Source organism: Gilliamella apicola, assembly GCF_003202915.1.
GTDB classification, from domain to species: Bacteria; Pseudomonadota; Gammaproteobacteria; order Enterobacterales; family Orbaceae; genus Gilliamella; species Gilliamella apicola_Q.
In genome coordinates this window covers 52,642-76,716 of record NZ_QGLP01000003.1, presented here as the reverse complement: position 1 = coordinate 76,716, position 24,075 = coordinate 52,642, and the positions used below count along the sequence as shown (strand labels likewise).

The window sequence follows — 24,075 nt, the reverse complement described above, 5'->3', positions numbered from 1 at the left end:
AAACTGGAGTATATAATGGAAATTTTATATGTAGCCGCAGGCTTAATGATGGGATTAGCTGCAATCGGTGGTGCAGTTGGTATTGGTCTATTAGGTGGTAAATTCTTAGAAGGTGCTGCTCGCCAACCAGAATTAATGCCTATGTTACGTACCCAATTCTTTATCGTTATGGGCTTAGTTGATGCGATCCCTATGATTTGTGTAGGTATTGCGTTATTTATCATTTTTGCTGTTGCTGGTTAATAATAATTTAAGAGGAATTGTCTCATGAATATGAACGCAACTCTCCTCGGCCAAGCAATTACATTTGTATTGTTTGTTTGGTTCTGTATGAAGTTTGTTTGGCCTCCAGTTATCCGAGCGATTGAAAAACGCCAAAAAGAGATAGCAGAAGGATTAGCTTCAGCAGAAACAGCAAAAAAAGATTTGGAATTAGCCAAAGCAAATACATCTGACATAATGCAACAGGCTAAGGTTGAGGCTAATGCAATTATTGAGCAAGCGAATAAACGCAAAGCAGCCATTCTTGAAGAAGCACAACAAGAAGCTTCTCGTGAAAAAGAAAGGATTGTTGCTCAAGGGCTTGCTGAAGTTGAAGCTGAGCGTAAACGCGCTAGAGAAGAGCTTAAACAACAAGTCGCTACACTCGCTATTGCCGGTGCAGAAAAAATTATTGAACGTTCTGTTAATGAAGCCGCTAACAGCGACATCATTGATAAACTCGTAGCTGAACTATAAGGAGAATAGAGCAATGGCTGACTTAATTACGATTGCTCGCCCTTATGCTAAAGCCGCTTTCGACTTTGCTGTTGAAAAAAATAGCATCGAATCATGGCATAAAATGTTAGTGTTAACCGCTGAAGTGAGCAAAGATGCTCAAATCAGAAGTGTTTTAACATCTGACATGAAAACCGATTCAGTGGCTAACTTACTCATCAACATCTGTAAAGATGTACTTGATGAGTATAGCACTAATTTTATTAAGGTTATGGCTGAAAACAAACGCTTATCGCTTCTTCCTGAAGTGTTAACATTGTTTGAGCAATACTGTTTAGATAAAGAAGCGCAAGCAGACGTTGATGTAATTTCTGCCAATGAGCTAACCAATGAACAACTTAATAAAATTTCTGTCGCTGTCGAAAAACGTTTATCACGAAAAGTAAAACTAAAATGTCATATTGATAAATCGCTCATTTCTGGTTTTATTATTCGTACGGGCGATATGGTTATTGATAGTAGTATCAGAGGACGTCTAAATCGACTAAATGACGTTCTACAGTCTTAAGGGGACTGATAATGCAGCTAAATTCAACTGAAATAAGTGAACTAATTAAAGAGCGGATAGCTCAGTTCAATATTGTGAGTGATGCTCACAATGAAGGAACAATCATCTCAGTGAGTGATGGTATCCTTCGAATCCACGGATTAACCGATGTAATGCAAGGCGAAATGATTGCTTTACCTGGTAACCGATATGCAATGGCATTAAACCTTGAAAGAGATTCTGTTGGTGCTGTGGTCATGGGACCATACGAAGACTTATCTGAAGGGATGAAAGTGCAATGTACTGGTCGTATTTTACAGGTACCAGTAGGTGACGGTTTATTAGGCCGTGTTATCAATACACTTGGTGAACCAATTGATGGTAAAGGTTCGATTCAACATGATGGGTTCTCACCTGTCGAAGTTGTTGCTCCAGGCGTTATCGACCGTCAATCTGTTGACCAAGCATTACAAACTGGTTATAAAGCGGTTGACTCGATGATTCCAATCGGTCGTGGTCAACGTGAACTTATCATCGGTGACCGTCAAACTGGTAAAACCGCATTAGCAATTGACGCTATTATTAATCAACGTAATTCTGGTGTTAAATGTATTTATGTGGCAATCGGACAAAAACAATCTACTATTGCTAACGTAGTGCGTAAACTTGAAGAGCACGGTGCGCTAAAAAATACCATTGTAGTGGTGGCATCAGCATCTGAATCAGCAGCGTTACAATACTTAGCGCCATACGCTGGTTGTGCAATGGGCGAATACTTCCGTGACCGTGGACAAGACGCGCTTATTGTTTATGATGATTTATCAAAACAAGCCGTTGCTTATCGTCAAATTTCATTATTACTTCGTCGTCCACCTGGACGTGAGGCTTACCCGGGTGACGTATTCTATCTTCACTCTCGTTTACTTGAACGTGCAGCTCGTGTTAACGAAGCTTATGTTGAAGAGTTTACTAAAGGTGAAGTAAAAGGTAAAACTGGTTCATTAACGGCGTTACCAATTATCGAAACCCAAGCAGGTGACGTTTCGGCGTTCGTACCAACTAACGTAATTTCGATTACTGATGGTCAGATCTTCCTTGAAACCAGCTTATTTAACTCAGGTATTCGCCCAGCGGTAAACCCAGGTATTTCGGTTTCCCGTGTTGGTGGTGCTGCGCAAACTAAGATAATGAAAAAATTATCTGGTGGTATTCGTACCGCACTTGCTCAATATCGTGAATTAGCTGCGTTCTCACAATTTGCATCTGACTTAGACGAAGCAACAAGAAACCAATTAAGCCACGGTGAAAAAGTAACTGAATTACTCAAACAAAAGCAATATTCTCCTATGACTGTTGCCGAGCAATCAATTGTACTTTATGCCGCTGAACGTGGTTATCTAGAAGATGTTGAACTTGCAAAAGTATTATCATTTGAAACAGCACTTCTTGCTTATGCCCATAGTCAATATGCTGATTTTGTTAAACAAATCGACGAGACAGGCAATTACAACGATGAGATTGAAAATAAGTTAAAAGCAATGCTTGAAAGCTTTAAATCGACTCAAACTTGGTAAGGGTGAGGTAACAAATGGCTAATGCAAAAGAGATTAGAACGAAAATTGCCAGTATCCAAAGTACGCAAAAGATCACTAAAGCGATGGAAATGGTAGCCAATTCTAAAATGCGTAAAACGCAGGACAGAATGGCCGCTAGCCGTCCATATGCAGAAATGATTCGTGAAGTAATTGGACATTTAGCGTTAGCTCAAATAGGCGCCAAACATCCCTACTTAGAAGAAAGGGATGTAAAACGAGTTGGCTATCTTATCATTTCGACCGATCGTGGTTTATGTGGTGGATTAAATATCAATCTTTTCAAAACGGTTATTGCTGATATGTCAGCATGGCAAGAGAAAGGTGTTGAAGCCGATGTGGCTTTAATTGGTTCACGCGGGGTGTCGTTTTTCTCTTCAGTAAAAACGAATATTTTAACCCAAGTAACTAATTTAGGTGACGAACCAACTTTATCTGATTTAATTGGTCCGGTAAAAACAATGCTAGAGGCATATGACAACGGTAAAATTGATAGATTATATATTGTAACCAATAAATTTATTAATACCATGTCGCAAAAGCCGACAATACAGCAATTATTACCATTACCAGCTTCAGAAGATAAAGAACTTAAAGCTTCATCGTGGGATTATATTTATGAGCCGGATGCAAAATCATTATTAGATGTGATTTTACGTCGCTATATTGAATCACAAGTCTATCAAGCGGTGGTTGACAATTTAGCGAGTGAACAAGCAGCAAGAATGGTGGCCATGAAAGCAGCAACAGATAATGGTGCAAATTTAATTAATGAATTACAAATTGTGTATAACAAAGCCCGTCAAGGTGCTATCACAAATGAATTAATTGATATTGTATCTGGTGCAGCTGCTGTTTCAGGTTAATGCTAAATATTGGCTTATAGTTAAGAAAAAGACGTAGAGGAATAAAAATGGCTACTGGAAAGATTGTCCAGATCATCGGTGCGGTGGTTGATGTCGAATTCCCAGAAGATGCAGTACCAAAGGTATATGATGCATTAGAAGTGGAAACTGGCACTGAAAAATTAGTTCTGGAAGTTCAGCAACAATTAGGTGGTGGCGTTGTATGTTGTATTGCAATGGGCTCATCTGATGGTTTAAGACGTGGACTTAAAGTAGTAAATACAGGTCACGGCATTGAAGTTCCTGTGGGAACAAAAACACTTGGCCGTATTATGAACGTACTTGGTGATCCTGTTGATAAAGCAGGTCCAATTGGTGAAGAAGAGCGTTGGGCGATTCACCGTGCAGCACCAACATACGAAGAGTTGGCTAACTCAACAGAATTACTTGAAACTGGTATCAAAGTTATCGACTTAATTTGTCCATTTGCCAAAGGTGGTAAAGTAGGTCTATTTGGTGGTGCTGGTGTTGGTAAAACCGTAAACATGATGGAATTAATTCGTAACATCGCGATCGAGCATTCAGGTTACTCAGTATTTACTGGTGTAGGTGAACGTACGCGTGAAGGTAACGACTTCTATCATGAAATGAAAGAATCAAACGTACTGGATAAAGTATCGTTAGTTTATGGTCAGATGAATGAGCCACCAGGAAACCGTTTACGCGTAGCGTTAACTGGTTTAACCATGGCAGAAAAATTCCGTGATGAAGGTAAAGACGTACTATTATTTATCGATAATATTTACCGTTATACCTTAGCCGGTACCGAAGTATCTGCGCTATTAGGTCGTATGCCATCTGCGGTAGGTTACCAACCGACGTTAGCAGAAGAAATGGGGTTATTACAAGAACGTATCACCTCAACAAAAACAGGGTCAATTACCTCAATCCAAGCAGTATATGTACCTGCCGATGACTTAACTGACCCATCACCGGCAACTACCTTTGCTCACTTGGATGCAACAATCGTATTAAGTCGTCAAATCGCATCATTAGGTATTTACCCTGCGGTTGACCCACTCGACTCAACAAGTCGTCAATTAGATCCACTTGTTGTTGGGCAAGAACATTACAATTGTGCTCGTGGCGTACAGTCAATTCTTCAACGTTATCAAGAATTAAAAGATATCATTGCGATTCTTGGTATGGATGAATTATCAGAAGACGATAAATTAACTGTTGCTCGCGCACGTAAAATTCAACGTTTCTTATCTCAACCATTCTTCGTTGCGGAAGTGTTCACCGGTTCACCTGGTAAATACGTACCATTAAAAGACACCATCAGTGCATTTAAAGGTATTATGAACGGTGATTATGACCATATTCCTGAACAGGCATTTTATATGGTTGGTTCAATCGACGAAGCGATTGAGAAAGCGAAATCTCTCTAAGAGATTTATAGAACGGAGAGAGCATTATGGCACTAACTTCCTATCAATTAGAAGTTGTTAGTGCTGAATCTCACCTTTTTTCAGGTGATGTTCAGCGAATCAGAGTCACAGGACGAGAAGGTGAACTTGGGATTTATCCTGGTCACACTCCGTTACTGACAACCATTAAGCCGGGAATGGTCGGGATTGTAAAAGCCGATGGACAAGAAGAGTTTATCTATCTATCTGGTGGTATTTTAGAAGTTCAACCTACTATAGTAACAATCTTAGCTGATACCGCGATTCGTGGTGAAGACTTAGATGAAGCAAGGGCACAAGAAGCAGTAAGACAAGCACAAGAACACATTAATCATCCTAGCGATGATATGTCTTTTGCTCAAGCATCTGCTGAACTTTCAAAAGCCTTAGCAAAAATACGAGTTATAGAATTAACTCGTCGTTTAGGTCAATAAGGATTATTGATCACTAAACTAGGCAATAAAAGGCTACAAATTAATAAATTGTAGCCTTTTTTATTATTTGCTGAACGACTATTTGAACTATCACTATCTAAAAGACACAATTTTTACCTCTAAAAAACCCCTTTCCTCAAAATTTTTATAAACCATTGGTATTTTATATAGTTATTTAGTTATAAAAAGTTACTATTTAAACATGGCTAGATTTATTAATAGCAATCAGCGATAATCTGATTAATTCTATTAATATTAATGTAACTATGTTCACCATTTATCATTCAAATCAAGTTGATTTACTCAAATCACTCGTTAGCGAATTAATGCGCAGAGATCCGCTAGAACAGGTTTTTATGCCTGATATGGTTATGGTGCAAAGCCAAGGTATGGCACAATGGTTACAAATTGAATTAGCCAATGATCTGGGGATTGTTGCTAATGTTGATTTTCTCTTTCCAAGCCAATTTATCTGGCAGTTATACCAAACGCTGTTACCTAATTCACCTCAGGAAAATAGTTATAATGTCGAATCAATGACTTGGCGTTTGTATTATCTATTGCCGAAAATTATTGAGCGACCTGAATTTGATACCATCAAACATTATCTTAATATTGATAAAGAAGAACGAAAACAGTATCAATTAGCAACGCGCATAGCTCGACTATTTGACCAATATTTAGTCTATCGACCTGATTGGCTTGCCAAATGGGAAGCTAATCAAACGGTAATGGAATTAAACAATCATCCCGATGAGAAATGGCAAGCAGAATTATGGCGTCAACTCATCTCAATCAGTCAACCTTATCATCGTGCCAATATTTATCAACAGATGTTGGATATTATGTTAGATAGTGATTTTGATCGCTCGCGGTTGAACCATTTACCGAAGCGGGTTTACATTTTTGGTATTACCTCATTACCACCAATCTATCTGTCATTATTATCCGCACTTGGGCAACATATTGATGTCCACTTAATGTTTAACAACCCTTGCAAATGGTATTGGGGTGATATTGTTGAAAAACAGTTATCTGATATGCAAAATAGCCCTGACAATATTCCCAACCCACTGCTAACATCATGGGGGAAATTGGGGCGAGATAACCTATTTTTATTACAAGAGTTCAATAATAAACAAGACATTGATATCTTTGTCGATAATAAGCGCCAGTGTCTATTACAGGCTATTCAGCAAGATATTTTAGAACTATACCAAACCAATGAAACCCAAATTTCAGTAGAAAAAACAGATAGATCAATAACGTTTCATGCCTGCCATAGCGAACAGCGTGAAGTTGAAGTACTTTATGATTATCTCTTATCGGCCTTCGATGCCGATCCAACACTGGAACTACGTGATTGCATTGTCATGGTTTCAGATATTGATAAGTATGTTCCTTACATTCGGTCGGTATTTGGCAATGCCGAAGGACAACGTTATTTACCGTTCACGATTTCCGATCAAAAGGCCCGCAACATCGACCCAATCGTGCAAGGATTTTTTGCTATTTTAAACTTTACTGCAAGCCGCTTTACCGCCGAAGAGCTATTTAATCTATTAGAAATTCCCGCCATTGCTGAAAAATTTGCCATAAGTGAGCCACAACTAACCTTATTGCATACTTGGATTATAGAGTCTGGTATTCGCTTTGGTCTAGAAAATGCCCACAGTTGGCTATTTGGCCTTGAGCGCTTATTACTCGGTTATACCATGAATAGCGAACAAGGTGGTTGGCAGCAGATTTTACCTTATGATGGTGCAACCGGATTAGATGCCGAATTAATCGGTCAATTAGCTGAATTTATAAAATCGGTGCGTAAATGGTTAACTATTTTAAGTGAAGACAAACCGTTATCAGAGTGGCAAAGTTGCTGTATTGAGCTTATCAATGACTTTTTTGTTAGCGATACTTCGCGCGAGTCGATTTTGCTAATGATTCAAGAAGAGTGGCAAAAACTGATCAGTAGTGGTTTAAATGCCAATTTTACCGACAGCATCTCGATAACTATTTTACATGATGCAATGCAATCTCGCTTGGAACAAAATCATTTAGCTCATCGATTCTTAGTCGGTAAAATAAACTTTTGTACCATGATGCCAATGCGCTCTATTCCGTTTAAATTGGTTTGCTTGTTAGGTATGAATGATGGTGATTATCCAAGAACCTCTTTGCCTTTAGATTTTGATTTAATAGCGCAAAAGCCAAGACGAGGCGATCGTAGCCGACGTATTGATGACCGTTATCTATTTTTAGAAGCGATCTTATCAGCACAAAATCAACTCTATATCAGTTATATTGGTCGGGATATGAAAGATGATAGCGAACGTTACCCGTCGGTATTAGTCGATGAACTTTGGGATTATATTGTGCAGTATTATGCTACTGATATAGACAACAATAAACAAACTCAGCTAATTGATGGCTTAAGAACATTGCATACCCGCACGCCATTTAATCCACAAAATTTCTTAAATGAACCAAAAAGTTATGCCGATGAATGGTTGCCAGCCGCGTTAAAATCAGGGGCTAGCCAATCGTTTATCAGTGATATTAGCAATATAGTTATTGATAGTATTAATCTGGATGAATTGAAGCGTTTTTATCAACATTCTATTCGATTCTTTTTACAAAAACGCTTTAATTTTTATGTCAATTATTTAGATGAAACCTTGCCCGATGCTGAAAACTTTAGTTTGGATAGCTTAAAACGCTATCAACTCAATTTACAGATTTTAAATGAAATGATCAACAAAGAGTCGCAAGGTTCTGATAATTTCTATCAACGCCTCACACTAACAGGTGAATTACCGGATGGTGCTTTTGGTGAGATTATTTATGATGAACTATGCGAATCATTACAACCATTAGCCAATAAAATCCTCGAAGAGAGAACCAATCTGTCAACATTAGAGGTGAATTTAACTATTCCGATAGATGGCCAACATTATCCATTACAAGGATGGTTAACCCATATTCAAGAAGATGGAATTTTAACTTGGCGACCAGCCAATCTTTCTATTCGTGATGGTATGTCATTATGGATCGACCACTTAATTTACTGTATTTTAAATTGGGATAAAACCGAAAGCCAAAGTCGGCTATATGGACGAGAAGATAACCAATGGCGTTTTTTACATATTGATGCTAACCAAGCTTTAACTATATTGACCGATTTAGTTAAAGGCTATATACAAGGCATTAATCAACCGCTGTTAATACCATTACAAAGTGCATGGAGCTGGTTAATTACCGCATATAATCCGAAAACAGCAGAAATTGAGCCTAGCGAAAAAGCCATCAGCAAATTATTAAATACTTGGCAAGGTGGGCAATTCCACTCGGCTGAATGTGACAGCTATTACGCCAGACTATATCCGGAATTGAACGATTCATTAATTGAGCAAATAACCCATTTTGCGCAGCGCTTTTTACTGCCGATATTAATACATCAAGTCGAACAATAGGAGGCATTATGTTTATTGATACGCATTGCCATTTTAATTTTCCTGCTTTTGTTACCGATTTAGATAATTCAATCAACCATATTCGACAAGCTAAGATTACCGGTCTAATAATTCCTGCGGTATTAGCCGACCATTTTAACGAAATTTTACAACTCACTGAGCAATATGATGAACTGTATGCGGCACTTGGCTTGCACCCTATTTATCAACACTCTCCTGCTGATCTTGAAAAATTAACGGCAATCGTAAGTGAAGTTAGTGCTCACCATACAAAGCTGATTGCTATTGGCGAAATCGGTTTAGATCGTTATGACCAATCTGTTGAATGGCAACAACAACTTGCATTTTTTCGAGGGCAATTGGCTATCGCCAAACGTCATGATTTACCGGTCTTAATTCATTCACGCAAAACTCACGATGTTATCTATCATGAATTACACCAAGCAAATTTGCCGTGTCGTGGCGTGGTCCACGGTTTTTCTGGTAGCTATGAGCAAGCCATGCAGTTTATTAAATTAGGCTATTATATAGGTGTCGGTGGGGTAATAAGTTATGCCAGAGCCAATAAAACTCGTCATACCATCGCCAAATTACCTCTCGAAAGTTTAGTGTTAGAAACCGATGCACCTGACATGCCGTTAAGTGGACGGCAAGGACAAATCAATAGACCGGAAAACATTGTCGATATTTTTAATATCCTTTGTCAATTACGCAGCGAAGATCCTCTGCTAATACGCGACACAATACTAACAAATACCTTGACGCTATTTAGTAGAATCAATAAAATGGAAATTCCAAATCCAATAAAAAGATAAATATATAATAATTAATAATTTATCAAGCCACAAGGTGGTACTTATGTCGCAACCCTATAGTCAACTTTTTGTGCAATCCCTTATCTCACTTACGCGATTATTTCCATTATGGGCAATTCTTTGCGCGATAGTCGCCTATTTTTCACCTAACGTCTTCCTTCCGGTTAGTCCATATACCTCACAATTATTAATGTTTGTCATGTTTACTATGGGGGTAACGTTAAGTATTGATGATTTTAAACGCGTCGTCACCAAACCCAAAGCGGTAATAATTTGTACCCTACTGCATTATATTGTTATGCCACTGACTGCTTTAATCTTATCTAAATTATTTACCATGCGACCGGAATTATTAGTCGGCATGGTTTTAGTCGGCAGCGTCGCTAGCGGTACCGCGTCAAATGTGATGATTTATCTCGCTAAGGGGGATGTCGCGTTATCGGTCACCATCTCATCGGTATCAACACTGGTTGGCGTTGTGGTAACCCCAATTCTTACGCTTTTACTGGTCGGTACCACCGTTGAAGTGCCAGTCTGGAAGATGTTAGTGCATATTATCCAAATTGTGCTCATTCCAATTTTTTTAGGCTTAGTGGTTCACCACTTTTTAAATTCGGTGGTAAAAAAATGTGAACGCTTTTTACCATTATTATCCATGTTATGTATTTTATTAATTATTTGCATTGTTGTTGCAGGTAGTCATGATCGCATTGCTCAAGTGGGGATAACGGTGATTTTTGCGGTAATCATCCATAATGGTATTGGTTTGCTAGGTGGTTATTGGGGAGGGCGTTTGTTCGGATTTGATGAATCGACTTGCCGAACCATGTCACTAGAAGTGGGAATGCAAAATTCTGCATTAGCAGCAACACTTGGTAACACCTATTTTTCAGCCTTATCTGCACTGCCGGCAGCCGTGTTTTCTGTTTGGCACAATATTTCAGGCTCACTATTGGCCGGTTATTGGCAAGGAAAACCGGTTAAAAATAAGCAAAAAGCGAATAATCACTCATCGTAACCTAGCATTCATCAATTCTCTTACCTAATAATAAAAGGGTAAGAGAATATAAACTTAGCACTAAGCACATCGTGTGTGCATATTAATCAATATTAGGCTGAATAACATGAATAGCGAATTACCACCTTTTGTCTATCGAATATTACCTTGGATTGCAGCATTTGCTTTTTTTATGCAATCACTTGATACCTCGATTTTAAATACTGCACTGCCAACCATGGCTAAAGATCTTAATGAATCGCCATTAAATATGCAATCAGCGGTAATCTGCTATGCGTTAACCTTAGCGCTGTTTATTCCGGTAAGTGGCTATTTATCAGATAAATTTGGTACCAAAAACATCTTTGTCATGGCCGTATCGCTTTTTACATTAGGTTCACTGCTGTGTGCTTTATCCAATTCCCTAATATTCTTAGATATATCTAGGGTAATCCAAGGTATTGGTGGCTCAATGATGGTGCCCGTTTCACGTTTGGTGTTAATTAAGGCATTTAAGCGTAATGAGTTTTTAGCCGCATTAAATACCGCAACCATTCCGGGGCTAATTGGACCGGTACTCGGGCCGGTTCTAGGTGGTTATCTGGTTGATATGGTAAGTTGGCATTGGGTGTTTTTGATTAATTTGCCAATTGGTATTTTAGGAGTGCTTGTCAGCTTAAAATATATGCCCAACCTAAAAGGTGAACGTCTGCCTTTTGATTCATTTGGATTTATTTTTATTGTTATTACCTTTGTCTGCGCGACGCTGAGTATTGAATGTTTAAATCAAGGCCAACAATATTATTTGCCATTAGCACTGGCTATTATTAGCTTAATATTTCTATTTATTTATCGCCTCTATGCCAAAAAGAGACAAACACCACTGTTTCCACTCTCTTTATTTACTATTCGCACCTTTAAAATTGGCATTATCGGTAACTTAGTCTGTCGCTTGGGTATTTCAGGGGTACCTTTTCTAATTCCACTATTTTTACAAGTTGGTTTTGGCTATTCGGCGATGTTTGCCGGAATGATGTTAATGCCGATGGCAATCGCTTCAATTTTTACCCGACTCTTTATTACTAAAGTACTTGCTCGGTTAGGTTATCGTTTTGTACTAGTGGCAAATACTATTTTGGCAGGAATTTTGATCCTTCTCATGTCATTATTAAATCTAGCGACACCTCTTACCATATTAGGGGTATTGCTATTTTGTATTGGTGGCGTTAATTCTATGCAATTTACCTCAATGAATAGTATAACGTTAGCTAACTTACAAGGTGAAAGCACCAGCAGTGGCAATAGTTTGATGGCTGTTAATCAACAATTAGCCATCAGTTTTGGTACTGGTTTTGGCGCGGTATTAGTAAGATTATTTAGCAATTCAACAACTACCATTCACGCATTTCAATTAACCTTTGTTATACTAGGCATCGTAACTATGCTATCAAGTATAATCTTTGCGCAATTAAACCAAGAAGATGGGCAAAATTTAACAGCTCGGCACTAAGCAACAAGGAGAAAACACTATGTTTCAGTATCAAATCATTCCAGTTACCCATTTTCAGGAAAACTGTAGCATTATTTGGTGTGATGAAACAAAGGAAGCCGCATTTATCGATCCGGGTGGCGAAGCTGAACTACTTAAAAAAGCAGTTGAAAAGCTTGGTGTTAACATCAAACAAATACTCCTAACTCATGGCCATTTAGATCATGTTGGCGCAGCGATTGAATTAGCGAAACATTATAATGTTGAGATCCTTGGTCCTAGCCAAGAAGATGAATTTTTATTGTCAAGCTTACCACAACAGTGCATGCAATTTGGGTTTCCATATATTGACAGCTTTTTACCGGATCGTTGGTTAAAGGAAGGTGAACAAGTGAAAGTCGGCAATATCACTTTAGATATTCTATTCTGTCCCGGCCACACTCCCGGTCATATTGTATTTATTAATGCTAAAGATAAAATTGCTTTTGTTGGTGACGTATTATTCAAAAGCAGTATTGGACGAACCGACTTTCCTCGTGGTAATCATGCGGATCTCATCTCATCAATTACCCATAAACTTTTTCCTCTGGGGGATGATTTTATCTTTGTTCCCGGTCATGGGCCGATGTCGAGCTTTGGTAATGAACGGATGACCAATCCTTACTTAGTGTAACACCGCTATTCATTTAAATGATAACCAAGGAATTTTTATGTAAACTATTTTAACCATAAATAGTTTACATTATAAATTTTTGTATTATCATGGCACTACTGTTTATCTTTTAATGGTAGTAAATAAATAATGAAATTAACAACTTTTTATCCAACTTACCTCAACACACTAGTTAACTTATCATCCTGGCAACGCAAACTGTGTGCAACCACAGGGGCGGCACTACTACTTGGGCTTGCAGCGAATATCAGCATTCCCACCTACCCAGTACCATTTACCCTTCAATCGTTAGCCGTGTTATTAATTGGCGCTTTTTTAGGTCGTAAACTAGGTGCATTAGCCATCGTGCAATACCTTTTTTTAGGCGCAATGGGATTACCACTATTCGCCAATGGTAGCGGTGGCATTATGGCATTGGCTTCACCATCATCTGGTTATTTATATGGCTATGTATTTAGTGCCTATTTAGCCGGATTTGCGGCAGAAAAAGGTTACGATCGTCGCTTTATTCTTGGCTTAATCGCCTTCGCCTGTGCCCACCAACTATTATTTGTATTTGGTGTACTCTACCTAATGGGTTATTTGCATATTTCACTTATTGAAGCGCTACAAGTAGGCTACTTGCCTTTTGTCGGTGTGGATGCACTTAAGTTTATTATTGCAACTTGCGTTATGTTCTCATTATGGCGCCATCACGCGAAAAAACATCAATAACAATGCAAATTGGCGATATTATTTTCCAATCCCAGAATGAAGTAAGCGAATTCAATACCGCGATTATCCATTCTGGTGCTCAACCCAACACTGATGACATTATCAATCAGATAAGCCATGTTGGGTTATATATTGGCAATAATATCGTCATTGAAGCCACTCAAAAGTACGGCGTAATCCAACGGCTGCTCAACGACTTTTTAGCTAGCGCTCAATATAATCTGCTAGCAACCATCTGTGATGATACCGTCATCAAAAACGCATTAACGCGAGTTCAAACCTGCCTAGGGTTGCCTTATAACCATAGTTTTCGTGAGGATGATGAAGGCTTTTACTGTAGTGAACTAATTACTTATGCCTTCAAGTACCCATCTGGTGAAGACTATTTTCAACGCTATCCGATGAATTTTAACGATTTAGCCACCGGTCAAATTCTTCCTTATTGGATCGAATATTACCGCAAACTCAAAGCCTCCATTCCTCAAGGTGAACTCGGCTCACACCCACAACAGTTATTAAGACAAAAAGAACTATTTAAGACAATCCTGACACTTAAATAATATCAAATGACGATAATTAGTTAAAAATTGAACAAAAAAAGCAATTTCAGATAATTAACTATTGACACAGCGCCATTAAGTCTATAATATGCGCGCTACATTTCGGTTCCTCCATAGTTCAGTCGGTAGAACGGCGGACTGTTAATCCGTATGTCACAGGTTCAAGTCCTGTTGGAGGAGCCAACTTTCCGACTTTTTTAAATCTGCTTAAGCAGATTTTTTTATATCCTCGATTACCTACTCTACAATTAATAAACGCCTAAAATTTTTACTATTGTATTTCTTAATAAAAGATACATAATAATCATTGCACTTAATTTTTCATATTCGATGCCATTGATTGCCCTGATAGATAAGATTAAAGGAGATTTACCCATGCATGTGCATTTTATTATCCACGAAGATTTCGAAGCACCAGGTGCCTATGAGCAATGGGCAAAAATGCACCATCACACTATCAGCTATTCTCGGATTTATCTTGGGGAACCACTTCCCGATAAGATAGATAAAATTGATATGTTGATTATCATGGGTGGCCCTCAATCGCCAGCTACTAGCAAACAAGAGTGCCCGTATTTTGATTCACTAGCAGAGCAAGCTAGCATATTATCAGCAATCAAATTGCAAAAAATGGTTATCGGCGTCTGTCTTGGTTCGCAATTAATTGGTGAAGCATTAGGTGCACCACATGGCCATAGTCCGGAAAAAGAGATCGGTAAATTCCCTATCACCTTAACTGAAATTGCCCAAAATCATCCCCTATTTGCCGATTTTGGCAATAGTTTAGCCGTCGGTCATTGGCATAATGATATGCCGGGTTTAACTAAAGAGGCACAAATTATTGCTTATAGCGAAGGTTGTCCACGACAAATCGTTGCTTATGGTTCATTAGTATATGGTTTTCAATGCCATATGGAGTTAACCCTTGCGGTGGTTGAACAACTTATTGCTCACTCTGAAAATGACCTAAAAGAGGCCGCAAAATTCCGTTTTGTAGATACACCCGATCAACTTCGCAGCCACGACTATTCAGAGATGAATCAGAAGCTTTTTGGTTTTTTAGATAAATTAAGCCTTAATTATTTATCACTAATCAAAAAATAATCAATTTAGTGGTTAGGATAGTTGTGGTATGCAAAACCTTATGGTAAATAAACCCCAAAAACGCAGTAAATTAAGATTAAAACTAGGTAAAGAATATTTTATTCTTAAACGTAAGTTAGATTGGTGGCGCAATCGTCACGCCTATTGCGTAATTGATAAGAATAATAATACTTGCTGTTATTCCCATAAAAAACATCAATCTATATTGTTAAGGCAACTAAAAGATGTTGATATGTATTTGCAATATAACAAAATTACTAACCTTAGATTAGCTATTGAACAGATCAACGGTGCAATAATTAAGCCCAATCAACAATTTTCAATTTGGCAAAAAGTGGGCCGGCCATCGAAAAAACGTGGTTTTTTAGAAGGTCTCTCACTACATAATGGACAAATCGGTAAAGATATTGGTGGCGGTTTATGTCAACTGGGTAATTTAATTTACTGGATTGCATTACACTCTGATTTAACCATTATCGAACGATGGCGACATAGTTTTGATGTGTTTCCTGATATTAATCGTACTATTCCCTTTGCTTGTGGTGCCACATTATCTTACAACTATATTGATTTACAATTGGTTAATCGAACCAATATGACATATCGACTTAATTTGTGGTTAGATGATGAATATTTACATGGCGAACTGCTTGCCGATACCCCTTTATCGCACCATTATGAAATATTCGAAACCGATCATATTATTGAGCAACAATGGTGGGGAGGATACACTCGGCATAATAAAATATGGCAACGAAAAACTCATATGATCGATAACCAGACAGAAGAAAAACTAATTAGCGAAAATCATGCTATTATGATGTACGTCCCTTATTTAAAAAACCAGCAAGATTAAGACTTATTATTAAAACCATAATTTGCAACTTAGATAGTCATCAACTATCTAAGTAATAGTTTGTGAGATGAATTGATAGTTCGTATACTCGGTAACATAACGTAGTTAACAATTCCTATTAGATGAGAGGAGCAATTTCATGGCTTACACACTACCCCCACTACCTTATGCTTATGATGCATTAGAACCTTATATTGATACTGAAACCATGCATCTACACCATGATAAGCATCATCAAACTTATGTAAATAATGCTAACGCACTATTAGAAACCCTACCTGCAGAATTGAACGCGTTCTGTCCGGAAACATTACTAAAAAATTTAGACAAAGTCCCTGCAGATAAAGTGACTGGTGTAAAAAACAATGTTGGTGGTCATGTCAATCACACGCTATTTTGGGAGTTATTAAAAGTTGGAACTGAACTTAAAGGTGACCTCAAAGCAGCTATTGAAAAAGATTTTGGTTCAGTTGATGCGTTTAAAGAAAAATTCTCAGCGGCTGCTGCAACGCGTTTTGGTTCTGGTTGGGCTTGGTTAGTACTAAAAAACGATAAACTTGAAGTGGTTTCAACCGCCAATCAAGATACGCCAATTATGGGTGAAAAATTTGCTGGGGTTTCGGGGACACCAATTTTAGCCCTTGATGTTTGGGAACATGCTTACTACTTAAAATACCAAAATCGTCGTGCCGATTATATTGGTGCATTTTGGAATGTCATTAACTGGGACAAAGTCGCAGAATTATACGCAGCAGCAAAAAAATAATCATCGCAAATTAATCTAAAAAATGACGCTTAATGCGTCATTTTTATTTTTGAGCACTATTTAATTCCTCGCTTTTACTTAAATGACGCAAGTAAAATAATTGCTAAGTTATACTTAAATCCGTTACAATATACGATTAGTTAAAAAATTTAAAATCTAACAAAACATGTTTGAAATTAATCCTATCAAATCGAAAATAGCCGAAATTACCGAGCGCACGAATGTTATTCGGGGGTATCTTTGACTATGATCTCAAGAAAGAGCGTCTTGAGGAAGTCAATGCCGAATTAGAACAATCAGAAGTTTGGACCGATCCAGAAAAAGCTCAAGCGTTAGGTAAAGAACGCGTTACGCTTGAAGAGATCATCAATACCATCGACTCTTTAGACCAAGGTCTAGATGACGTTGAAGGTCTACTTGAACTTGCCATAGAAGCAGAAGATCAAGATACTTTTGACGAGGCCAATCAAGAATTAGAACAACTAGAAAAAAAACTAGCCGGTCTTGAATTCCGCCGCATGTTCTCGGGTGATTATGATAGTGCAGACTGTTATTTAGATATTCAATCAGGCTCAGGCGGCACTGAAGCACAAGATTGGGCTGAGATGCTACTTAGAATGTATTTACGATGGGCTGAATCGAAAGGGTTTAGCACCGAAGTAATGGAAGTTTCAGACGGTGATGTGGCTGGTATAAAATCCGCCACAATTAAGGTCTCTGGCGATTATGCTTACGGTTGGTTACGCACTGAAACCGGGGTTCACCGCTTAGTACGTAAAAGTCCTTTTGATTCAGGTAACCGTCGGCATACCTCATTTGCATCAGTATTTGTCTACCCGGAAATTGATGATAATATTGATATCGATATTAATCCTGCTGATCTACGCATCGATGTTTATCGTGCATCGGGAGCCGGTGGTCAGCATGTTAATAAAACCGAATCTGCTGTACGTATTACCCACGTGCCAACGGGAATTGTGACGCAATGTCAAAATAACCGTTCGCAACACAGTAATAAAGATCAGGCCATGAAACAGTTAAAAGCAAAACTGTACGAACTTGAAATGCAGAAGAAAAATGCCGAAAAACAACAAATGGAAGAAAACAAATCCGACATTGGTTGGGGCAGCCAAATTCGTTCGTATGTACTTGATGATTCACGAATCAAGGATTTACGCACTGGCGTTGAAACACGCAATACCCAAGCCGTTTTGGACGGTGATTTAGATCAATTTATTGAAGAAAGCTTAAAAGCCGGTTTATAACCGGTAAAAAATAAAAGGTAAAATTATGTCAACACAGCAAGAGCAACAAAACCATATTGAAGAGTTAAATAACGAGCTTACAATACGTCGTGAAAAGCTAGCTGCAATTCGCGAACAAGGCATTGCTTTCCCGAATGATTTCCGTCGTGACGCCATTTCAAGCGATCTTCATAAATTGTATGATGATAAAACTAACGAAGAGTTAATTGAAAATAAAATTATCGTAACCGTTGCTGGTCGAATGATGATGCGCCGGATTATGGGTAAAGCTTCATTTGTTTCATTGCAAGATGTCGCTGGGCAAATCCAACTTTATGTCACGCGTGATGACCTACCAGAAAATTACTACAATGAACAATTTAAAAAATGGGATCTTGGTGACATTGTTGGTGCTAAAGGTTACTTATTTAAAACTAAAACCGGTGAGCTATCCATCCATTGTGAAGAAATCCGCTTGCTTACTAAAGCATTACGCCCATTACCAGATAAATTCCACGGCTTAGCTGACCAAGAAATGCGCTATCGTCAACGTTACCTTGATTTAATTACCAATCAACAATCACGCGATACCTTTATTGCTCGCTCTAAAGTGGTAACTGAAATTCGTAACTTCATGTTAGAAAACCACTTTATGGAAGTCGAAACACCAATGATGCAAGTTATCCCTGGTGGGGCATCAGCTAAACCATTTATCACTCATCACAATGCGCTTGATCTAGATATGTACTTACGTATTGCGCCAGAACTTTACTTAAAACGTTTAGTTGTTGGTGGATTTGAACGTGTTTTTGAAATCAACCGGAATTTCCGAAACGAGGGCGTATCACCAAGACATAATCCAGAATTCACAATGATGGAAATGTACATGGCTTATGCCGATTATAAAGATTTGATCGTATTAACCGAGGCATTATTCCGCCGCTTAGCTATTGCCGTAACAGGAAATCCAGTAGTGCAATATGGCGAACACACTTTTGACTTTGGTAAGCCTTTTATCAAAATGACTATGCGCGAAGCGATCTGCCATTATCGCCCAGAAACCAATAACGCTGATTTAGATGATTTTGATAAAGCGTGTGCAATTGCAAAATCAGTCGGTATCAAAGTTGAAAAAGGCTGGGGACTTGGTCGAGTAGTAACCGAAATTTTTGAAGAAGTTGCTGAAGCAAATCTTATCCAACCAACGTTTATTACCGAATATCCAGCGGAAGTATCACCACTTGCGCGTCGTAATGACGAAAACCCATTTGTCACAGATCGCTTTGAATTCTTCATCGGTGGTCGTGAAATTGGAAATGGGTTCTCAGAACTTAATGATGCCGAAGATCAGGCGCAACGTTTTGCTGATCAAGTATCGCAAAAAGATGCTGGTGATGACGAAGCAATGTTCTATGATGAAGATTACATCACTGCATTAGAACACGGCCTACCACCAACAGCAGGACTCGGAATTGGGATTGACCGAACTGTGATGTTATTTACCAATAGTCATACTATTCGTGATGTGATTTTATTCCCGACGATGCGACCTGTTAAATAGTCATTACTAATTTAATAAAACTCACTTATTTTTTAAATAAGTGAGTTTTTCAGTTTCAAAAACCTCGTTCCTCAACTTTTTAAAATCCATTCAACGCTTAAAGTTATTACTCACTTAATTTTATGCCACAAGACACTAAGTATTATGTTATTGATAAAAAATACGCTTTAAATCCAATACCTAAATAAGCATATTGATAGGAGAGTTTTTAGCAAAGTTGTTACTTGCTAACTAAAATTTGTTATTGCTAAACAAGATAATGAACGGCAAAAACAGCATTGCGCAACTTTTTTGAGAAACGTCATCAACACTTTTAGCCGTTAATCAATTTAATGATTAACGGCCACTTGACTTGACTTGATTAGTCAGCTGATTGGGTTTTATGAGGTAAAATTAAATTTAACACAATCGCTAAGATTCCACATAAACTTATACCTTGCAGTGCATAAGATCCAAAGTCAAAAATCATACCACCAATACCAAATACTAGTACTAACGAAACAATACACATATTACGTGATACGGAAAGATCGACTTTGTGTTTGACTAAAATGTTAATGCCAACTGATGCAATTGAACCAAACAGTAAAACCATGATTCCCCCCATCACTACTGTAGGAATCGAACTTAAAAAGGCACCAATTTTACCTATGAAAGACATTAAGATTGCCCAGATTGCTGCCCATGTCATTACTTGTGTTTTGAAATTACGCGTTAAAGTCACCGCACCAATTACTTCAGCATAAGTTATACAAGGAGGTCCCCCTAAAAATCCAGCCGTACTTGTAGCTAGGCCATCGCCTAATAATGTTCGTTGTAAACCTGGGTCGCGAGTATAATCTTTACCGGTTACTGAGCCAATTGCCATAATGTCACCTACATGCTCGATGGTTGGCGCAATAACAATGGGTATCATATATAAAATAGCTTGCCATTGAAATTCAGGGAAGGTGAAATCGGGTGTTTTAAACCATGGCGCGTCAATTACCGGTTGAAAATTAACAATACCAAAAACACAAGAAAGCGCGTATCCAACCACAATACCGGCAATAATCGGTACCAATCTAAAAAAACCTTTTGCCCAGATAGCGACAATTAATGTGGTTAGTAAAGAGCCCATTGAGATAATAATAAGTTGGTAATTTTCGGCTTGAAGTCCACTGTTTTTACCCATGGCCATCCCAACAGCAACGGGCGCTAGTGATAATCCGATTACCATGATAATTGGTCCAGTGACTACCGGAGGTAAGATCCGGTCAATGACATTGTTACCATTAATTTTTACTAAAAAAGCAAAAAACATAAATACTAAGCCAGCTGCCACTAATCCACCTAAGGTTGCTGGTATTCCCCATTGCGCTACCCCAAAAGATATTGGAGCAATAAAAGCAAAAGAAGAAGCTAAAAATACCGGTACTTTTCCTTTAGTGGTGAGTTGAAATAGTAAAGTTCCCACCCCTGCGGTAAATAGTGCTACGTTTGGGTTTAATCCTGTTAGAAGTGGTACTAAAACTAAAGCGCCAAATGCGACAAATAGCATTTGTGCGCCGGTGAAAACATCTTGCCAAGATGGCTTTAATTGCGAAATATCTTTTTGTATCTCGTCATTGGTGTTTTTAGCCACGTTATCCTCTCTTATTGAACTTCATGTTTAATATAATTTCATTGTTAACTAGCAGACATAAAAAAACCGGATAAACCGGTCTAAAATTTGAGATTTTATTTAGTGCCAAATATCTTGTCACCTGCGTCGCCAAGTCCGGGCAAGATGTAGCCTTTATCGTTTAATCGTTCATCGATTGATGCAGTATAAAGTTCAACATCTGGGTGAGCTTGTTCTAATACTTTAATACCTTCTGGCGCAGCCACTAAAACCAGTACTTTGATATTTTTACAACCGGCTTTTTTAAGTAGATCAATAGTAGCCACCATAGAGCCACCAGTAGCAAGCATTGGATCTACCACTAAAGCCATACGTTCTTCAATATCAGAAGTGAGTTTTTGGAAATAAGGAACAGGTTCGAGAGTTTCTTCGTTACGATAAAAACCAACAACACTAATTCTTGCACTTGGTATATGTTCTAAGACACCATCCATCATACCTAAACCAGCACGTAAAATAGGAACAACGGTAATTTTTTTCCCTTTGATGCGTTCGACTTCAACTGGTCCACACCAACCTTCAATCGTCACTTTTTCAGTCGGTAAGTCAGCTGTTGCTTCATAAGTCAGTAAACTGCCAACTTCACTGGCAAGGTCTCGGAAATCTTTTGTGCTAATGTCATGTTCACGCATTAAGCCAATTTTATGGCGAACTAGAGGGTGTTTTACTTCAACAATTTTCATTGGGGGCCTCAGTGTTATTCTTTGATGATCTAATTAGTAGGTATAAATAACCACTGAGAGGTAATTATAGCAGAGATATCAAATCATGAAAACCAGAAATCCCAACAAAGCAGATCGTTAATCTAGATTTTTAAAAAACTCTTTATTTTTTATAAACTTTCACCCTCTAGGTATGCAACAGGTAAGTCGATTACCTTTTGATCTATCTTTTCACCATTGATGCGTTTTAGGAGTAATTCGGCAGCAATGTTACCCATTTCTATTCTTGGCGTTTGTATGGAGGCTAATTTCGGATTCATATATTGGCCAATTTTGTGTCCATGGAATCCGACTATAGCTATCTGCTTAGGTATTTCAATACCAATACGTTGACATTCAAGTAATACGCCTATAGCTAAATCATCATTGGTACTAAAAATACCATCAACGCTTGGGGTTTCTTCTAGAACTTGGTGTAAAAATCTTGCACCTAATTCATAGGATGAAGCTTCTTTTGTCGCTAATGTTTTTGGCGTTAATCCCGCCTCTTGCATAGCTTTTTCATAACCTTGCTGGCGAATGATACTTCGCTGATCTTGTCTGGCACTAAAGTAGACAATATTACGTCGCCCTTTATCTATCATGTGATGAATCATATTTTTGGTGACGGTGAAATTATCAAAGCCAACAGCCATATCAATACAAGGTGAGACACTGTCCATAATTTCAACTACCGGCACACCTGAAATTTCGATCATTTTAAGTGTGGCGGGATTATGTATTCTTTCGGTCAAAATTAGTCCATCAATATTGTAAGACAGTAATGAGCGTACCCGTAACTCTTCTTTATCGGCGCTGTATCCGGTATGCGTGATCATGGTTTGGTACCCTTTTACATCTGTGACCATTTCGATACCTTTTAAAATATCGGCAAAAACTTGGTTGGTTAACGAGGGTAATACCACCCCAATAGCATAACTTTTGGCATTAGATAACATGTCTGGAGCTTTGTTAGGGATATACCCCAGTTTATCGATAGCCGATGAAATTTTTAATCGAAGAGATTCTGATACAAGATTGGGATCTCGCAAAAAGCGACTTACAGTCATTTTGCTGATACCAAGTAAATTGGCGATTTCTTGTAAGCCTGGTCGACGTTTTTTATTCATTACTTATTTTCCGGTAATCTTGGTTGCCAATCAATTGGCGTTTTACCATGTTGTAAAATAAAATTATTCGCTTTTGAGAAGTGTTTACATCCAAAAAATCCCCGATGAGCAGACAATGGCGAAGGATGTACAGCGGTTAATATATGGTGTTTTTGACGATCAATAAATTGACCTTTTTTTTGCGCCGGAGAGCCCCAAAGTAAAAACACGACACCTTGTAAATGTTTATCGATCGCTTCAATAACATGATCAGTAAAAGTTTCCCAACCTAATTTGGCATGAGAATGAGCTTGTCCGGCCTCAACAGTTAAAACATTATTTAACAGTAATACCCCTTGGGTTGCCCAATAACCTAAGTAACCATGATTTGGAATAGTAAAACCTTCAATATCGGTTGAGAGCTCTTTATAGATATTTAATAATGATGGGGGCGGTTTAACTCCCGGCAAAACAGAAAACGATAAACCATGAGCTTGGTTTGGACCATGATAAGGATCCTGCCCTAAGATCACCACTTTGATATTATTAAAAGCAGTAAAACGAAATGCATTAAACACATCGTGCTGAGGTGGATAAATAATTTTACCTTCAGCACGTTGTGTAGCAACAAACTGCATTACATGTTGAAAATAGGGCTTCTCTTTTTCAGAGCCAATAACATCATTCCAGGTTAATTGATTACTCATAATTTACCTTTACTATTATTTTATCTAGTATTGAGATGATAA

General features: G+C 38.2%; 23 protein-coding genes and 1 tRNA gene. 20 read left to right on the top strand and 4 right to left on the bottom strand.

The genetic code is table 11. The features are described 5' to 3' along the window. Window positions 1–15: 15 nt before the first annotated feature. From atpE to lysS, 20 genes are all read left to right on the top strand, one after another. The gene (gene atpE, locus DKK79_RS00525; RefSeq protein WP_375537962.1) at window positions 16–243 is read left to right on the top strand and encodes a F0F1 ATP synthase subunit C; all 228 of its coding nucleotides are present in this window, start codon (window positions 16–18) and stop codon (window positions 241–243) included. Between the two features lie 24 nt (window positions 244–267). Then, complete coding sequence (atpF, locus tag DKK79_RS00520; protein WP_034883242.1) at window positions 268–738, top strand: F0F1 ATP synthase subunit B; 471 nt, start codon at window positions 268–270, stop codon at window positions 736–738. Window positions 739–751: 13 nt separating this feature from the next. Further along, the gene (gene atpH, locus DKK79_RS00515) at window positions 752–1,285 is read left to right on the top strand and encodes a F0F1 ATP synthase subunit delta (RefSeq protein WP_110422422.1); all 534 of its coding nucleotides are present in this window, start codon (window positions 752–754) and stop codon (window positions 1,283–1,285) included. A gap of 11 nt (window positions 1,286–1,296) precedes the next feature. Continuing rightward, the gene (gene atpA, locus DKK79_RS00510) at window positions 1,297–2,838 is read left to right on the top strand and encodes a F0F1 ATP synthase subunit alpha (RefSeq protein ID WP_034883245.1); all 1,542 of its coding nucleotides are present in this window, start codon (window positions 1,297–1,299) and stop codon (window positions 2,836–2,838) included. Between the two features lie 14 nt (window positions 2,839–2,852). Beyond that, on the top strand, window positions 2,853–3,722 hold the full coding sequence (atpG, locus tag DKK79_RS00505) for a F0F1 ATP synthase subunit gamma (RefSeq protein WP_034883246.1): 870 nt from the start codon (window positions 2,853–2,855) through the stop codon (window positions 3,720–3,722). 47 nt (window positions 3,723–3,769) lie between these two features. Further along, window positions 3,770–5,152, top strand: coding sequence for a F0F1 ATP synthase subunit beta (atpD, locus tag DKK79_RS00500; protein WP_110422421.1), 1,383 nt, complete (start codon window positions 3,770–3,772; stop codon window positions 5,150–5,152). Between the two features lie 26 nt (window positions 5,153–5,178). Continuing rightward, entirely contained in the window at window positions 5,179–5,604 is a 426-nt protein-coding gene (locus DKK79_RS00495; RefSeq protein ID WP_110422420.1) for a F0F1 ATP synthase subunit epsilon, read from the top strand. 266 nt (window positions 5,605–5,870) lie between these two features. After that, complete coding sequence (gene recC / locus DKK79_RS00490) at window positions 5,871–9,074, top strand: exodeoxyribonuclease V subunit gamma (RefSeq protein ID WP_110422419.1); 3,204 nt, start codon at window positions 5,871–5,873, stop codon at window positions 9,072–9,074. An 8-nt stretch (window positions 9,075–9,082) separates the two neighbouring features. Further along, window positions 9,083–9,889 (top strand): TatD family hydrolase, encoded by an 807-nt coding sequence (locus tag DKK79_RS00485; protein WP_110422418.1) that lies wholly within the window; start codon window positions 9,083–9,085, stop codon window positions 9,887–9,889. Between the two features lie 43 nt (window positions 9,890–9,932). Continuing rightward, window positions 9,933–10,907 carry a ketopantoate/pantoate/pantothenate transporter PanS gene (panS, locus tag DKK79_RS00480; protein ID WP_110422417.1) on the top strand — a complete coding sequence of 325 codons (975 nt, stop codon included), beginning with the start codon at window positions 9,933–9,935 and terminating at the stop codon, window positions 10,905–10,907. Between the two features lie 106 nt (window positions 10,908–11,013). Further along, window positions 11,014–12,396, top strand: coding sequence for an MFS transporter (locus tag DKK79_RS00475; RefSeq protein WP_110422416.1), 1,383 nt, complete (start codon window positions 11,014–11,016; stop codon window positions 12,394–12,396). 19 nt (window positions 12,397–12,415) lie between these two features. Further along, a complete protein-coding gene (locus tag DKK79_RS00470; protein WP_034883263.1) occupies window positions 12,416–13,048 on the top strand; it encodes an MBL fold metallo-hydrolase in 633 nt (210 codons plus the stop codon). A 129-nt stretch (window positions 13,049–13,177) separates the two neighbouring features. Further along, complete coding sequence (locus DKK79_RS00465) at window positions 13,178–13,762, top strand: biotin transporter BioY (protein WP_110422415.1); 585 nt, start codon at window positions 13,178–13,180, stop codon at window positions 13,760–13,762. Further along, on the top strand, window positions 13,732–14,322 hold the full coding sequence (locus DKK79_RS00460; RefSeq protein ID WP_110422414.1) for a YiiX/YebB-like N1pC/P60 family cysteine hydrolase: 591 nt from the start codon (window positions 13,732–13,734) through the stop codon (window positions 14,320–14,322). The genes DKK79_RS00465 and DKK79_RS00460 overlap by 31 nt, the downstream gene beginning before the upstream one ends. Before the next feature lie 107 nt (window positions 14,323–14,429). Beyond that, window positions 14,430–14,505, top strand: a tRNA-Asn gene (locus tag DKK79_RS00455). 192 nt (window positions 14,506–14,697) lie between these two features. Then, the gene (locus tag DKK79_RS00450; protein WP_110422413.1) at window positions 14,698–15,426 is read left to right on the top strand and encodes a type 1 glutamine amidotransferase; all 729 of its coding nucleotides are present in this window, start codon (window positions 14,698–14,700) and stop codon (window positions 15,424–15,426) included. Between the two features lie 40 nt (window positions 15,427–15,466). Beyond that, the gene (locus DKK79_RS00445; RefSeq protein ID WP_220018954.1) at window positions 15,467–16,282 is read left to right on the top strand and encodes a VanW family protein; all 816 of its coding nucleotides are present in this window, start codon (window positions 15,467–15,469) and stop codon (window positions 16,280–16,282) included. A gap of 139 nt (window positions 16,283–16,421) precedes the next feature. Beyond that, entirely contained in the window at window positions 16,422–17,048 is a 627-nt protein-coding gene (locus DKK79_RS00440) for a Fe-Mn family superoxide dismutase (RefSeq protein ID WP_110422412.1), read from the top strand. A gap of 166 nt (window positions 17,049–17,214) precedes the next feature. Next, window positions 17,215–18,313 (top strand): peptide chain release factor 2 gene (gene prfB, locus DKK79_RS00435; protein ID WP_110422411.1). Its coding sequence is split into 2 segments (ribosomal slippage): window positions 17,215–17,289 and window positions 17,291–18,313, totalling 1,098 coding nucleotides; the frame shifts between segments, so codons are not numbered across the junction. Between the two features lie 25 nt (window positions 18,314–18,338). Then, the gene (gene lysS / locus DKK79_RS00430) at window positions 18,339–19,853 is read left to right on the top strand and encodes a lysine--tRNA ligase (RefSeq protein WP_110422410.1); all 1,515 of its coding nucleotides are present in this window, start codon (window positions 18,339–18,341) and stop codon (window positions 19,851–19,853) included. A 361-nt stretch (window positions 19,854–20,214) separates the two neighbouring features. Here lysS and DKK79_RS00425 read toward each other — a convergent pair whose 3' ends face one another. The 4 genes from DKK79_RS00425 to ung form a co-directional block, all read right to left on the bottom strand. Next, window positions 20,215–21,477, bottom strand: a complete 1,263-nt coding sequence (locus tag DKK79_RS00425; protein ID WP_220018952.1) for a uracil-xanthine permease family protein — start codon at window positions 21,475–21,477, stop codon at window positions 20,215–20,217. A gap of 95 nt (window positions 21,478–21,572) precedes the next feature. Continuing rightward, the gene (gene upp, locus DKK79_RS00420) at window positions 21,573–22,199 is read right to left on the bottom strand and encodes a uracil phosphoribosyltransferase (protein ID WP_034883276.1); all 627 of its coding nucleotides are present in this window, start codon (window positions 22,197–22,199) and stop codon (window positions 21,573–21,575) included. 149 nt (window positions 22,200–22,348) lie between these two features. Beyond that, entirely contained in the window at window positions 22,349–23,347 is a 999-nt protein-coding gene (gntR, locus tag DKK79_RS00415) for a gluconate operon transcriptional repressor GntR (protein ID WP_110422409.1), read from the bottom strand. Further along, window positions 23,347–24,033, bottom strand: coding sequence for a uracil-DNA glycosylase (gene ung, locus DKK79_RS00410; RefSeq protein ID WP_110422408.1), 687 nt, complete (start codon window positions 24,031–24,033; stop codon window positions 23,347–23,349). The genes gntR and ung overlap by 1 nt, the downstream gene beginning before the upstream one ends. Between the last annotated feature and the right edge of the window lie 42 nt (window positions 24,034–24,075).

Coding starts and splice junctions, on each gene's coding strand:
- atpE (WP_375537962.1), top strand. CDS start 16: ATGGAAATTTTATATGTAGCCGCAGGCTTAATGATGGGATTAGCTGCA.
- atpF (WP_034883242.1), top strand. CDS start 268: ATGAATATGAACGCAACTCTCCTCGGCCAAGCAATTACATTTGTATTG.
- atpH (WP_110422422.1), top strand. CDS start 752: ATGGCTGACTTAATTACGATTGCTCGCCCTTATGCTAAAGCCGCTTTC.
- atpA (WP_034883245.1), top strand. CDS start 1,297: ATGCAGCTAAATTCAACTGAAATAAGTGAACTAATTAAAGAGCGGATA.
- atpG (WP_034883246.1), top strand. CDS start 2,853: ATGGCTAATGCAAAAGAGATTAGAACGAAAATTGCCAGTATCCAAAGT.
- atpD (WP_110422421.1), top strand. CDS start 3,770: ATGGCTACTGGAAAGATTGTCCAGATCATCGGTGCGGTGGTTGATGTC.
- DKK79_RS00495 (WP_110422420.1), top strand. CDS start 5,179: ATGGCACTAACTTCCTATCAATTAGAAGTTGTTAGTGCTGAATCTCAC.
- recC (WP_110422419.1), top strand. CDS start 5,871: ATGTTCACCATTTATCATTCAAATCAAGTTGATTTACTCAAATCACTC.
- DKK79_RS00485 (WP_110422418.1), top strand. CDS start 9,083: ATGTTTATTGATACGCATTGCCATTTTAATTTTCCTGCTTTTGTTACC.
- panS (WP_110422417.1), top strand. CDS start 9,933: ATGTCGCAACCCTATAGTCAACTTTTTGTGCAATCCCTTATCTCACTT.
- DKK79_RS00475 (WP_110422416.1), top strand. CDS start 11,014: ATGAATAGCGAATTACCACCTTTTGTCTATCGAATATTACCTTGGATT.
- DKK79_RS00470 (WP_034883263.1), top strand. CDS start 12,416: ATGTTTCAGTATCAAATCATTCCAGTTACCCATTTTCAGGAAAACTGT.
- DKK79_RS00465 (WP_110422415.1), top strand. CDS start 13,178: ATGAAATTAACAACTTTTTATCCAACTTACCTCAACACACTAGTTAAC.
- DKK79_RS00460 (WP_110422414.1), top strand. CDS start 13,732: ATGGCGCCATCACGCGAAAAAACATCAATAACAATGCAAATTGGCGAT.
- DKK79_RS00450 (WP_110422413.1), top strand. CDS start 14,698: ATGCATGTGCATTTTATTATCCACGAAGATTTCGAAGCACCAGGTGCC.
- DKK79_RS00445 (WP_220018954.1), top strand. CDS start 15,467: ATGGTAAATAAACCCCAAAAACGCAGTAAATTAAGATTAAAACTAGGT.
- DKK79_RS00440 (WP_110422412.1), top strand. CDS start 16,422: ATGGCTTACACACTACCCCCACTACCTTATGCTTATGATGCATTAGAA.
- lysS (WP_110422410.1), top strand. CDS start 18,339: ATGTCAACACAGCAAGAGCAACAAAACCATATTGAAGAGTTAAATAAC.
- upp (WP_034883276.1), bottom strand. CDS start 22,199: ATGAAAATTGTTGAAGTAAAACACCCTCTAGTTCGCCATAAAATTGGC.
- gntR (WP_110422409.1), bottom strand. CDS start 23,347: ATGAATAAAAAACGTCGACCAGGCTTACAAGAAATCGCCAATTTACTT.
- ung (WP_110422408.1), bottom strand. CDS start 24,033: ATGAGTAATCAATTAACCTGGAATGATGTTATTGGCTCTGAAAAAGAG.